Source organism: Sulfitobacter sp. 1A10359 (assembly GCF_043558145.1).
GTDB classification, from domain to species: Bacteria; Pseudomonadota; Alphaproteobacteria; order Rhodobacterales; family Rhodobacteraceae; genus Sulfitobacter; species Sulfitobacter faviae.
The window spans coordinates 54,021-65,829 of the sequence record NZ_JBIFGB010000007.1 but is presented as its reverse complement, the minus strand read 5'-3'; the positions used below and the strand labels follow the sequence as shown (position 1 = coordinate 65,829).

15 protein-coding genes are annotated in these 11,809 nt (G+C 62.5%); 9 read left to right on the top strand and 6 right to left on the bottom strand.

Annotated elements, in window-relative coordinates:
* Positions 1-28: 28 nt before the first annotated feature.
* Positions 29-454, top strand: coding sequence for a response regulator (locus ACGYK2_RS14555; protein ID WP_271688824.1), 426 nt, complete (start codon positions 29-31; stop codon positions 452-454).
* 129 nt (positions 455-583) lie between these two features.
* Here ACGYK2_RS14555 and ACGYK2_RS14550 read toward each other — a convergent pair whose 3' ends face one another.
* The 3 genes from ACGYK2_RS14550 to ACGYK2_RS14540 form a co-directional block, all read right to left on the bottom strand.
* On the bottom strand, positions 584-1,684 hold the full coding sequence (locus ACGYK2_RS14550) for a site-specific DNA-methyltransferase (RefSeq protein WP_271688823.1): 1,101 nt from the start codon (positions 1,682-1,684) through the stop codon (positions 584-586).
* An 88-nt stretch (positions 1,685-1,772) separates the two neighbouring features.
* On the bottom strand, positions 1,773-2,402 hold the full coding sequence (locus tag ACGYK2_RS14545) for a ribonuclease HII (RefSeq protein WP_067265994.1): 630 nt from the start codon (positions 2,400-2,402) through the stop codon (positions 1,773-1,775).
* Positions 2,403-2,526: 124 nt separating this feature from the next.
* Entirely contained in the window at positions 2,527-3,108 is a 582-nt protein-coding gene (locus ACGYK2_RS14540; protein ID WP_394374325.1) for a hypothetical protein, read from the bottom strand.
* 217 nt (positions 3,109-3,325) lie between these two features.
* On the opposite strand from ACGYK2_RS14540, the gene ACGYK2_RS14535 reads away from it, so the two are divergent.
* The 3 genes from ACGYK2_RS14535 (at position 3,326) to ACGYK2_RS14525 (ending at position 5,426) form a co-directional block, all read left to right on the top strand.
* Entirely contained in the window at positions 3,326-3,619 is a 294-nt protein-coding gene (locus ACGYK2_RS14535; protein WP_271688821.1) for a hypothetical protein, read from the top strand.
* A 1-nt stretch (position 3,620) separates the two neighbouring features.
* Positions 3,621-4,295: a hypothetical protein gene (locus ACGYK2_RS14530; RefSeq protein WP_082852096.1), complete on the top strand. Its 675-nt coding sequence runs from the start codon at positions 3,621-3,623 to the stop codon at positions 4,293-4,295.
* Positions 4,296-4,403: 108 nt separating this feature from the next.
* Positions 4,404-5,426, top strand: a complete 1,023-nt coding sequence (locus ACGYK2_RS14525; RefSeq protein WP_067266005.1) for an aspartate-semialdehyde dehydrogenase — start codon at positions 4,404-4,406, stop codon at positions 5,424-5,426.
* Positions 5,427-5,504: 78 nt separating this feature from the next.
* Here ACGYK2_RS14525 and ACGYK2_RS14520 read toward each other — a convergent pair whose 3' ends face one another.
* Positions 5,505-6,155: a carbonic anhydrase gene (locus ACGYK2_RS14520; protein ID WP_209218489.1), complete on the bottom strand. Its 651-nt coding sequence runs from the start codon at positions 6,153-6,155 to the stop codon at positions 5,505-5,507.
* A 154-nt stretch (positions 6,156-6,309) separates the two neighbouring features.
* On the opposite strand from ACGYK2_RS14520, the gene ACGYK2_RS14515 reads away from it, so the two are divergent.
* The 3 genes from ACGYK2_RS14515 (at position 6,310) to ACGYK2_RS14505 (ending at position 8,912) form a co-directional block, all read left to right on the top strand.
* On the top strand, positions 6,310-6,687 hold the full coding sequence (locus ACGYK2_RS14515; protein ID WP_271688820.1) for a hypothetical protein: 378 nt from the start codon (positions 6,310-6,312) through the stop codon (positions 6,685-6,687).
* Positions 6,688-6,750: 63 nt separating this feature from the next.
* A complete protein-coding gene (locus ACGYK2_RS14510; RefSeq protein WP_271688819.1) occupies positions 6,751-8,133 on the top strand; it encodes a M17 family metallopeptidase in 1,383 nt (460 codons plus the stop codon).
* Positions 8,130-8,912 carry a C40 family peptidase gene (locus ACGYK2_RS14505; RefSeq protein WP_271688818.1) on the top strand — a complete coding sequence of 261 codons (783 nt, stop codon included), beginning with the start codon at positions 8,130-8,132 and terminating at the stop codon, positions 8,910-8,912. Before ACGYK2_RS14510 ends, ACGYK2_RS14505 begins: the two co-directional genes overlap by 4 nt.
* Here the strand turns inward: ACGYK2_RS14505 and ACGYK2_RS14500 are convergent.
* Positions 8,909-9,256 carry a DUF2794 domain-containing protein gene (locus ACGYK2_RS14500; protein ID WP_209218493.1) on the bottom strand — a complete coding sequence of 116 codons (348 nt, stop codon included), beginning with the start codon at positions 9,254-9,256 and terminating at the stop codon, positions 8,909-8,911. The two genes, ACGYK2_RS14505 and ACGYK2_RS14500, sit on opposite strands and share 4 nt — an antisense overlap.
* A 130-nt stretch (positions 9,257-9,386) precedes the next feature.
* Here ACGYK2_RS14500 and paaI point away from each other — a divergent pair, with 130 nt between their 5' ends.
* Both paaI and paaK read left to right on the top strand, forming a co-directional pair.
* A complete protein-coding gene (gene paaI / locus ACGYK2_RS14495) occupies positions 9,387-9,824 on the top strand; it encodes a hydroxyphenylacetyl-CoA thioesterase PaaI (protein ID WP_067266022.1) in 438 nt (145 codons plus the stop codon).
* Positions 9,824-11,134: a phenylacetate--CoA ligase PaaK gene (paaK, locus tag ACGYK2_RS14490; RefSeq protein ID WP_271688817.1), complete on the top strand. Its 1,311-nt coding sequence runs from the start codon at positions 9,824-9,826 to the stop codon at positions 11,132-11,134. The genes paaI and paaK overlap by 1 nt, the downstream gene beginning before the upstream one ends.
* 9 nt (positions 11,135-11,143) lie before the next feature.
* On the opposite strand, the gene ACGYK2_RS14485 is transcribed toward paaK, so the two are convergent.
* Positions 11,144-11,605 carry an I78 family peptidase inhibitor gene (locus ACGYK2_RS14485; RefSeq protein ID WP_271688816.1) on the bottom strand — a complete coding sequence of 154 codons (462 nt, stop codon included), beginning with the start codon at positions 11,603-11,605 and terminating at the stop codon, positions 11,144-11,146.
* Positions 11,606-11,809: the final 204 nt, after the last annotated feature.

Genomic DNA, 11,809 nt, shown 5'->3' with positions numbered 1-11,809 from the left:
TGCGACTGTTACCTGTGGAGTGGTATTGATGCAGCACCAAGACGCGCCCGCGCGGGCGGCCTATGATGGCACCTGTCTGATCGTCGAAGACAGTGAGTTTGACCGAAAAAGGCTGCGCCGCGTTCTGGCCCGCGCCTATGGCGGGATGCAGGTCGAATTCGCCCCCAGCATCGAAGCGGCACGCCGGGCGCTCAGCGCCGGGGACAAGGCGCTGATCCTGCTCGACAACAACTTGCCCGATGGGCTAGGCGCGAATTTCGCGCTGGAACTGGCCTGTGATCATCGCCACGCTCAAACCCCCGTCATCATGCTCAGCGATTGGCCCTCTCCGGTCATGTGGGAGAAAGCCGCCTCGGCCGGGGTGCTCTATGTGGTGAATAAATGCGATTTCGATGCCAGCTACCTCGCCGCTGCGCTGCGCGCGCTTCAGGGCCGCAACCGGCAGATGCATTAGGCCAGCCTCACGTGAAAAGCAGAACCAAAAAAACCCCGCCATCGGGCGGGGTCAAGGTAGGCACCCGTGTGCATGCCCCTCACGCAGAGGGGCCACGGGTGCCGGCGGTGTTCAATTATCCGGGGTGGATCAGTTCGCCATCTCGGCCCTGATCTGCTGACGCAGAATGTCGATGGGGACATTCTTGCCGTCTTTCTTGTAGCACCAATAGGTCCAGCCGTTGCAGCTGGGTGCTTTCTCATAGGCCGCGCCCACCTGATGGATCGACCCTTTGACATCGCTGCCGATCAGGGTGCCATCAGCGCGGACCTTGGCCTTGTGGCGGCCATTCATGGAATAGAGGTTCTCACCCGGGCGCAGCATGCCGCGCTCGACCAACTGGCCGAAGGGCACCCGCGGCTCGGCGCGTTTGGAAGTGGTGGTTTGCAGCGCTTCGTTGTCGAATTTGCGCACCATCGAGATCCGCTTTTCTGCAACCTTGCGATAGGCTTCCTCACGCTCGATCCCGATGAAGTCACGGCCCAGCATCTTGGCGACGGCCCCGGTGGTGCCGGTGCCAAAGAACGGGTCGAGGATCACATCGCCGGGGTTGGTCGAACCAACGAGGATGCGGTGCAGCAGGCTTTCTGGCTTTTGCGTCGGATGCGCTTTCTCGCCCCCCTCATCCTTCAGACGCTCATGGCCGGTGCAGATCGGCAGCACCCAATCGCTGCGCATCTGGATACCTTCGTTCAGCGCCTTCAGCGCCTCATAGTTGAAGGTGTATTTGCTGTTCTCGCTCTTACCGGCCCAGATCATCGTCTCATGGGCATTGGTGAAACGCTTGCCACGGAAGTTCGGCATCGGGTTGGATTTGCGCCAGACCACGTCGTTGAGGATCCAAAAGCCCTGATCCTGAAGCGCGGCACCGACGCGGAAGATGTTGTGGTAGCTGCCGATCACCCAGATCGCGCCATCGGGCTTGAGCAGACGCCGCGCGGCTTTAAGCCATGCGCGGGTGAATTCGTCATAGGCTTTGAAGCTGGCGAATTGGTCCCATTCGTCATCAACTGCATCGACCTTGGAGTTGTCGGGGCGATGCAAATCACCTCGCAACTGCAAGTTGTAGGGCGGATCCGCGAAGATCAGATCCACCGATTCTGCTGGGAGGGCGTTCATTGCCTCAATGCAATCGCCCGCAACAATAGTGTTCAAGGGAAGCGCCGCGGCGCCCTTTGTCATCGTTTTCATATCTCTGCCTCATTACCCGGCGCTTAAGCGCTCATTGGTTGTGGATAAAATGAGCCATCAGAGAATCGCGGTCAATTTCTTTTTTGAATCAATCGGTTAACAAATTCGCTTGATACAAGATATTGTGTACCGGCTTGAACAAACGTCTATGGTGTGGGGTGACACCAAGATCCTGCAGGGCGGCGATGTGGCTTTTCGAGCCATAGCCCATATTGGTTTCCCAACCGTAACCCGGATGTTGTTGCGCCAAATCCACCATGAGGTTATCGCGTACGGTTTTCGCAACAATAGAAGCCGCTGAGATCGACAGGCAGCGCGCATCGCCCTTCACCACAGGTTGCGCGGGCAGCGCCAGATCCCGCGGGAGCATATTGCCGTCGATCAACGCATAGTCCGCCTTGCAGGCCAAACCGGCCAAGGCGCGGGTCATGGCCAGATGGCTGGCACGCAAGATGTTGTGTTCCTCGATCTCTTCGACCGTGGCATGGGCCACGCAGACCACGGCGACCGACATGATTTCTTCATAAAGCTTTTCGCGGGCGCGGGCGGTCAGTTTCTTGGAATCGTTCAGCCCCTCGGGGATCTGCCCTTCGGCAAAGACCACGGCAGCGGCAGTGACCGGCCCGGCCAGCGGGCCACGGCCCACTTCGTCCACACCGGCGATGGTGCGAAAGCCGCGGGTCATCGCCCCGCGTTCGAGTTCATAGTCAGGTATCATGGGGCTGGTGAAACCGCATGCGCCCAAAAGGTGCAACAAAAAAGAGAAAGGGGAGGCGCCCGAACACCCCCCCTTTCAAAACCCGAGCGACAGGGACGTGCCGCTCGGTCAAGGCACGCCGGATTTACCGACGCGCCAAGCTGTAACCCGAGTCGCGCAGACAGCGGGCGTCATAGCCATAGCGCGCGCCCTCGGCGGTACTGACGCGTTTGGCGCAGTAGCGGGGCAGGCGATCGGCATAGGAGTAATTTTTCTCAAGGCAGGGCTCGCCAAACATCATGACCTTGCCCTCATCGCCCTCATAGCTGCGGAAGCACTGCTGCGGCAGCAGCTTGCGGTCCACGCGCTCAGGCAGGGGGCGCACTTCGCGCTCAGGGTAGGTGGTACGGTCGCGCTCAGGGCGGGTCCAGTCGCCGCGACGCGGCGCGGGGCGCGGGTTAACATAGGGGCGCGGATGGGGTCGCTTGGAAACCGTGGGGTAATACCGGGGCGCCTCATAGACCGGCGCGGCGCGGCGGCGGGTCACGGTCTCACGCTCTTTGCGCTCTTTGTTGTTGTCGTAGATCATCTTGCCCACGATCGCGACACCCGCAATCGCGGCGAGCGTGCGCAGCACCTCTTTTTCATCGGCAGCAGCCGGGCGGGCGCCAAAGGCGGTGATGGCAACCGACAGGGCGGCGATGGTAGCAATGAACTTGCGGTACATGGGTCTGGTCCCTTCTCGTTATCGGCGCGTTTTGCTGCGCCCTTGATCCTCTGCGGCCATAACTCGGGGGCCGCGTATCGGTTCGTGTGTCTGTTGGTGCCACCAAATTGGGATGAGGGCCAAAGACAGGCAATAACAGGGGGTCGTTATCCAATAACAAGACGCTCAAAACGCCTTGGTTATTGAATATCAGCGGGCAAAAGCGCATTAAAAACATATGAAAAACCCATGTCTCTCCTTGCTGACCGCACTAGCGGTCGTTCTGGCCCTGCCCGCCGCGGCAACAGCCGGATGCTTTGCCGATTACAAGGCCAAGCAAGACAATCCGCTGCGCCTTCACTATGGGGTGGCGCAGATCTCCGGGGCCTGTGAGCCAGCCTCCGCCGAAACCGAACTCACGCCGCGTCTTGCAGCGGAGGGCTGGACATTGTTGAATGTGCTGTCTGTTTTCGGTGACGAAGGCTTGGATCAAAGGAAAGACAGTGCAGGAACATTCTACCTCCGCTTCTGACATGCGCAGATTTGGCGGGCGTTTCGTGATCGGCGGCATCGCCGCCGTGGTCGCCGTGCTTTTGGTAGGGGCGCTTGTCCTGCTTTGGGCGCTGCCGGATGCGAACGTCTTTAACGCCCGGGTCGAGCGGATCTTTATCGAAAACGACGATCTGACCACCCAGGCCGAGATCAAGCTGCTGGAAATCCTCGCCCAGTCCGGCACCGCCTTTTCCGAGACTTTGGCCAGCTATCGCATCGTGATCGTGGTGCTTTTGGTCTTTGCCAGCGCCATGCTGGTCGCGGCGATGGTGTTTCTGTTCATGCTGATCGGCTTCAACCGCCGCATGGCCCAGATCGAGCGGACGGGCATTCAAGTGAACTCTCTGCTGATCAGCCGGGAAGAGAATACCGTCTATCTCAACAACCTCGGCTTCAAACTGACCGCCGCCGCGATGGAGACGATGTCGGTCCTTGCCGAGGCGCGGATGGATGACGACGTGCTGTCGGGCTCCGAGATCGAAGGCATGATCTCGGGCCGCAGCCCTGCCGACTGTGATGAGGCCGCGGGCGCCACGCGGATCAAACGCCTGCGCGACACGCTTGGCAACCAGCTGGTGTCGGAACTGCTGGTCAAGAACATCGCCCGGCGCGGCTATATGCTGGCGATCAACAAGGACGTGATCAAGGTTCTCTGACCCCGGCTAAGCACCGCCCTGCCCCGCCCTCACGCGGCTGGCCCTAGCCAATGCCCCGCAGGCACGTTAAATGGCGTCAAATTAAATTGGACAGACTGGAGTAATCAGATGGGTTATCGCGTCGCCGTCGTCGGTGCCACAGGCAATGTGGGCCGTGAAATGTTGAACATCCTTGCGGAGCGTCAGTTCCCCGTGGACGAGATCGTGGCCCTTGCCAGCCGCCGTTCGCTCGGGACTGAGATCACCTTCGGAGACAAGACCCTCAAGACCAAAGACCTCGACACTTTCGATTTCACCGGCTGGGACATGGCGCTCTTTGCCGTGGGCTCCGAGGCCACCAAGAAATACGCGCCTGCCGCTGCCAAAGCGGGCTGCGTGGTGATCGATAACTCTTCGCTCTACCGCTACGACAACGAAGTGCCGCTGATCGTGCCGGAGGTGAACCCCGAAGACGTGCACGGCTATTCCAAGAAGAACATCATCGCCAACCCCAACTGCTCCACCGCGCAGATGGTCGTGGCGCTGAAGCCGCTGCATGACCGCGCCAAGATCAAGCGCGTCGTCGTCTCGACCTACCAGTCGGTTTCCGGCTCGGGCAAAGAGGCGATCGACGAGCTTTGGGACCAGACCAAATCGGTCTACAACCCGACCGACAATTACGAGGCCAAGGTCTACCCCAAGCAGATCGCCTTTAACGTGATTCCGCATATCGACGTCTTCCTCGAAGACGGGTCGACCAAGGAAGAATGGAAGATGGTCGCCGAGACCAAGAAGATCGTCGATCCGTCGATCAAGGTCACCGCGACCTGCGTGCGCGTGCCGGTTTTCGTGGGCCATGCGGAATCGATCAACATCGAATTCGAAGACCACCTTGATGAGGCCGAAGCCCGCGACATCCTGCGCGAAGCGCCGGGCATCATGGTGATCGACAAGCGCGAAGACGGCGGCTACGTCACGCCGGTGGAATGCGTCGGCGATTTCGCCACCTTCATCAGCCGCATCCGTCAGGACAGCACCATCGACAACGGCATCAACCTGTGGTGCGTCAGCGACAACCTGCGCAAGGGTGCCGCCCTGAACGCCGTACAGATCGCCGAACTGCTGGGCCGCGAAGTGCTGAAAAAGGGCTGAGGTTCAGCCACAGTCTAGGAATAAGAAAGGGGGCCAAGCGGCCCCCTTTTTCGTCTCTGCCATCTGTCTGCGCGAGCGTCAGACCGGCTCGAATTTCTGCGCCTTGGCGTCGTAATATTCCAAGCTGCCCTCGCCGATGTCAGTCCACAGGCCGTGTAGGCTCAGCGTGCCGTCTTCGACCTTTTCCTTGATCCACGGGAAGGTCATCAGGTTTTCGAGCGAGGTTAGCACCGCCTGACGCTCCAGCAAAAGCTGCTGCTCCGCTGGGTCTTCGACCTTTTCCACCGTCTCGTATTTCGGGCGCAGCAGGTCCATCCAGCGGCCCACGAAACTGTCTTGGTTCTCAAGCTCGGGCGCGTTGCCTTTGCACATTTCGATGCAACCCGCCACGCCGCCGCAACTGGAATGGCCCAGCACGATCAGATGCGCGACCTTCAGCGCGTTGACAGCATATTCCACCGCCGCCGAGGTGCCGTGCTGCTTGCCATCCGGCTCATAGGGCGGGACAAGGTTGGCGATGTTGCGGTGGATAAAGAACTCCCCCTGATCCGCCCCGAAGATCGAGGTCACATGCACGCGGCTGTCGCAGCAGGAGATCACCATCGCACGCGGGCGCTGCCCCTCGGCGGCCAATCGGCGATACCATGTTTGGTTCTCGGCATAGCCGGTCGCCTTCCACCCCTGATAGCGTTGCAACAGATACGACGGCAGAGCCTTGGCCTTGTCCATGTGTAAACGTCCCCTAATGCGAAATGCGGTTTTAGCGCAGATAGCGCAAATGCCATACGAATTCGAGAGAAAAGGCACAATCATCGCAACCCTTTGCACACCTTCACGCGCCATATTGCCCTTAGGCCGTGGGGGCGATCGAAGGATGACTGGAATGCAACTTATGCAAATTCGCCCGACCGAACAGGTCTGCGTCGATCAAGAGCGGCTGGCGCTGCTCTACACACAACTGGGTGAGGTGGGGGCCGAAGATGTTCTCTGCCGCGCGATGGAGGAATTGGCCCTGCGCCTGTCCCATTGCAAAAGGCTCCATGAGGGCCAAGACCGCGCCGGCCTGCGCAAAAGCGTGCACCGCCTGATCGCCATCGCCGATCAAATCGGCATGGCGCTCGTCGCCCGGGTGGCGGCGGATGTGATGGTCTGTATCGACGACGGGGATGACATCGCCACGGCAGCCACGCTGTCGCGGCTGATCCGCAACGGCGAACGGTCGCTGACCGCGATATGGGACTTGCCCGAGATCACGATCTGATCGCTTGCGGGTGGCGATGGAAAAGGTAGGCTGCGCGCAAATCCAGATTTGCAAAGGTTTGTCATGTCCGCCGAATTCGCCACCTCCTCCGCCAATGCCCTGCCGCTTCATGTCTTGAGCGAGACCGCGCTTGAAGGCTGGCTTGCCGATCAGCCCGGCGCGGTGCAGGCATGGGTGAAGGCCAGCGGCTTTGCGGGCGGCCTTGGTCAGGCGCTTGTCGTGCCGGGTGCCGAGGGCGCGCCGGTGATGGCACTGGCGGGCTACGGGTCCGAGGCTGCCCGCCGCCGGAGCCGCTTTCACCTCGCCGCCGCTGCAGCCAAGCTTCCTGCCGGGGATTACCGGATCGAAAGCGGCCTGCCCGAGGATCAGGCGGCGACAGAGGCGCTTGGCTGGCTGCTGGCGGGTTACCGATTTGACCGCTACCGCGAGCAGTCCCCGCTGACCGCCCGCCTCGTCGCGCCCGAGGGGGTCGACGCCGAACAGATCACCGCGCTGGCCACGGGTGAGATGCTGACCCGCGACCTGATCAACACACCCGCCTCCGACATGGGGCCGCCCGACCTTGAAGCCGCCGCGCGCAAACTGGCCGAGCGGCATGGCGCGCAGATCGAGGTGACCACCGGCGATGCCCTTCTGGAAAACAACCTGCCGATGATCCACACCGTGGGCCGCGCCGCCGACCGCGTGCCGCGCCTGATCGACATGGCATGGGGCGAGGCGGGGCCAAAGCTGACGCTGGTGGGCAAGGGCGTCTGTTTTGACACCGGCGGGCTGAACCTCAAGCCCGGCGCGTCGATGGCGCTGATGAAAAAGGACATGGGCGGGGCCGCCGCCGTGCTGGGGCTGGCGCATATGATCATGGCCACCGGCATGGAGGTGCAGCTGCGCGTACTGATCCCGGCGGTAGAGAACTCCGTCTCGGGCAATGCCTTCCGCCCCGGCGACATCCTGACCTCGCGCAAGGGGCTGACGGTTGAGATCAACAACACCGATGCCGAAGGGCGTCTGGTGCTGGCCGATGCGCTGGCGCTGGCGGATGAGGACAAGCCCGATCAGATCATCTCGATGGCGACACTCACCGGGGCCGCGCGGGTGGCCGTGGGGCCGGACCTCGCGCCCTACTACAGTGACGACGCCGCCTTCGTCTCGGCCTTGGAAAGCGCCGCGGCCGGGTCTGCCGATCCGGTCTGGCGGATGCCATTCCACGACGCCTACGAGGCGCTGATCGAGCCCGGCATCGCCGACCTCGACAACGCGCCCAAGGGCGGCTTTGCCGGGTCGATCACCGCCGCGCTCTTCCTGCGCCGCTTTGTGACCGACAGCAAATACGCGCATTTCGACATCTACGGCTGGCAACCTGCCGACGCCCCCGCCCGCCCAAAAGGCGGCACCGGCCAAGGCACCCGCGCGATCTATGCCGCCCTGCCCGCCTTGCTGAAACCATGAGCGATCCGCGTCTCACCCCGGACCCGGCACTGGCGACCCAGAACCGCCCCGCGCAGGTGGCGGTGCCGGTGGCCGACCTCTGCCGCCGCCCTGACGGGCCACGCGACCGGCAGTTGTTGTTCGGCGAGCAGGTGACCGTGCTGCATGAGGCGTCGGGCTGGGCCTATGTGAAGGCCGAGAAAGATGGCTATTGCGGGCATGTTCTGCAAAGCACCCTCGGCACCCCGTGCAAGGCCACGCATCGCGTCTGCGTGCCTGCCACCCATGCCTATCGCGACGCCGATCTGAAATCGCCGGACCTGCTGAGCCTCAGCTACGCTGCGCGCGTCACAGTCACGGCAGAGACCAAGGATTTCGCCGAAACCCCGCAGGGGCACATTCCGCTGGGCCATCTTGCACCCGTCGAGAGCCGAGAGGCCGACCCGGCGCAGATCGCGGCGCTGTTCATTGGCACGCCCTATCTCTGGGGCGGCAACAGCCGTTGGGGGATCGATTGTTCGGGCCTTGTTCAAGCGGCGCTGCTGGCCTGCGGCATCCCCTGCCCCGGTGACAGCGACCAGCAGGAAAAGACCGTGGGCGCCCCCGTCAGCGACGCCTATCAGCGCAATGATCTGTTGTTCTGGAAAGGCCATGTCGCGCTGGTGGTGGACGGCGAGACGATGATCCACGCCAATGCCCACGCCATGGCCGTGAGCTATGAAAACATCGCCGAGGCCATCGCCCGGATCGAAGCGGGCGGTGACGGGCCGGTCACCGCACATCGCCGCCCCGGCGTTTAATCCACCGCGCGGATCAGCTTGCGCTCCAACACGCGCAGCACGGCCTTCAGATCATGGCCCCGGCGCAGCACCTGCCCGCCGGTGCCGACCACTGCATACATCCCCTGCCGATTGCGCAGCTTGGGCCGTTTTTCGATCCGGTAAAGCGGTATCTCAGCCGTGCGCCGAAAGACCGAAAAGACGGCCACGTCCTTAAGGTGCGAAATCCCGTAGTCCCGCCACTCCCCCGCCGCGACCATACGCCCGTAGAGCGATAGGATCAGCGACAGTTCGGTGCGGTGGAAAGCGACCTGTTCGGCAGGGCGCTCGAAAGCCGTGATTGGCGATGGGGGCTCTATGCTCATGGCTTTACAGTTGACCCTGACGGGGGCCAAATCAAGCCCTGACATGGCCGAAAGCGCGGCTCAAAATTTCTTGAAAGCGTTACAGAATTGTGCAACCAATCTGAAAAATGAAACACAAAGGCATGACGGAATGACCCCAGACGCCCGCGCCCGCAAATGTGCCGAGGTGATGTTCGCCCGAGATTCCGCCTCGGCCGGATTGGGCATGAGGATCGACGAGGTCACCCCCGGCGGCGCGGTTTTGTCGATGTCAGTGCGCCCGGACATGCTGAACGGGCATGGGATTTGCCACGGCGGTTTCATCTTCACGCTGGCCGACAGCGCCTTTGCTTTTGCTTGCAACAGCTACAACCAGACCACTGTCGCCCAGCAGAACCAGATCACCTATCTCAGCCCCGGCCAGCCGGAGGAGCGGCTGACCGCCACCGCCCGCGAAGTGTCGCGCAGCGGTCGGTCGGGCATCTATGATGTGACCGTCACGGGCGAGGATGACCGTGTCGTGGCCCTGTTTCGCGGGCTCTCCCGCAGCATCAAGGGCCAGCTATTTACCGAGGAGGAGCCGACCTGATGAAAGACCTGACCCCCGCGAAGGATACGCTCGACCCGATTGAGATCGCCAGCCGGGACGAGATCAGCGCCCTGCAATTGGACCGACTGAAATGGTCCCTGCGCCATGCCTATGACAACGTGCCCTTCTACAAGCAAAGCTTCGATGAGGCGGGCGTGCATCCCGATGATCTGAAACAGCTTTCCGATCTTTCGCGCTTTCCCTTCACGGTAAAGACCGACCTGCGCGACAATTACCCCTTTGGCATGTTCGCCGTGCCGCGTGATCAGGTGGCGCGCATTCACGCGTCCTCCGGCACCACCGGGCAGCCGACCGTGGTGGGCTATACCAAGGACGATCTGGCGAACTGGGGGCAAGTCGTCGCCCGCTCCCTACGCGCGGCGGGGATGCGCCCGGGCGACATGCTGCACAATGCCTATGGCTATGGGCTGTTCACCGGCGGCTTGGGCATCCACCTTGGCGCCGATGCGCTTGGCCTATCGACCGTGCCGATCTCGGGGGGGATGACCCCGCGCCAAGTGCGCCTGATCGAAGATTTCGCCCCCAAGGGCATCACGGTCACCCCGTCCTACGCGCTGTCGATCTTGGATGAGTTTGCCAAACAGGGCATCGACCCGCGTCAATCCTCGCTCGAAGTCGGCATTTTCGGGGCCGAGCCTTGGACCAACGCCATGCGGCAGGAGATCGAGCAGGCCTTCGACATGCATGCGGTCGACATCTACGGGCTCAGCGAAGTCATGGGCCCCGGCGTGTCGATGGAATGCGTGGAAACCAAGGACGGGCTGCACATCTGGGAAGACCACTTCTACCCCGAGATCATCAACCCCGAGACGGGCGCCCCGGTCGAGGATGGCGAAATGGGCGAGTTGGTCTTCACCTCGCTCACGAAACAGGCTTTCCCGATCATCCGCTACCGCACCCGCGACCTGACCCGTCTGCTGGCGGGCACGGCGCGCTCCATGCGGCGGATGGAAAAGGTCACGGGCCGCAGCGACGACATGATCATCCTGCGCGGGGTGAATGTCTTCCCCACCCAGATCGAAGAAGCGCTGATGGCGACGCCGGGGCTTGCCCCGCATTTCCAGATCGAGCTCACACGCCCCGACCGGATGGATCAGATGCGCGTGCTATGCGAATGCGCCGATGCCAGCGTGACCACCGACGCCCGCGCCACCGCGATCAAAGCGCTCTCGGCGCAGATCAAGCAGACGGTCGGCATCTCGGTCACGGTTGAGGTGATGGATGTGGGCGGCGTTGCCCGGTCAGAGGGCAAAGCCGTGCGCATTCTCGACAATCGGCCAAAGGGCTAGGGGCACACCCTAGCCGCAGGTGACCTTGGCGATTTTCCCCTCCGCGTCCAACACGATGTTGGTGCGGTTGGGGTTGGCATCCATGGTCACCGGGTCGCCCTCGGTATAAACGCGCTTGGGCTCGGAAACGATGCTCGCCGCCGACTTCGGGCGGCCGATCAGCCCCCACCAACTGCCTTCTTTGCAGGTGTCGGTCGGGCGCTCGGCGGCTGCGAGCTCTTCCTGACCGTCGTCCTCAGAGGGGCTGGAGGTGTCATTCACCGCATTGACCACCGAATCCGGCAGGGGCTTGGGCTTGGCCGGGCTGCTGGGGGTTTCGGACCGCGCAGGGGCCGATGGCTTAGAGACAGCCGGTGGCGGCGCGGGCGTGGTCGCCACAGGCGCGGGGGCCGGGATCGGGTTCTGCACCGGCGCTGTCGATAATTCGGCGCAACCGGCCAGCACTAGGGGTGCCAAGAAAAATACTCTCATATTCCAAACCTCGTTCTTCGCGTGGCGTCCATCCCGCAACAGGTAGCTCCCTGACCCGCCCCGCCAAGGGCCGGGCGCTTTGCCCTTGCTGGAACCTGCCAATAGGACTGCTGTGGCAGCGAGATCACGGAGCCGCCCGGGGCGATCCCGCTGGCCGCAGCCGCCTGAGCGCGCGGGTGGTGCCGATCGGTTCAGCCAAGGCCA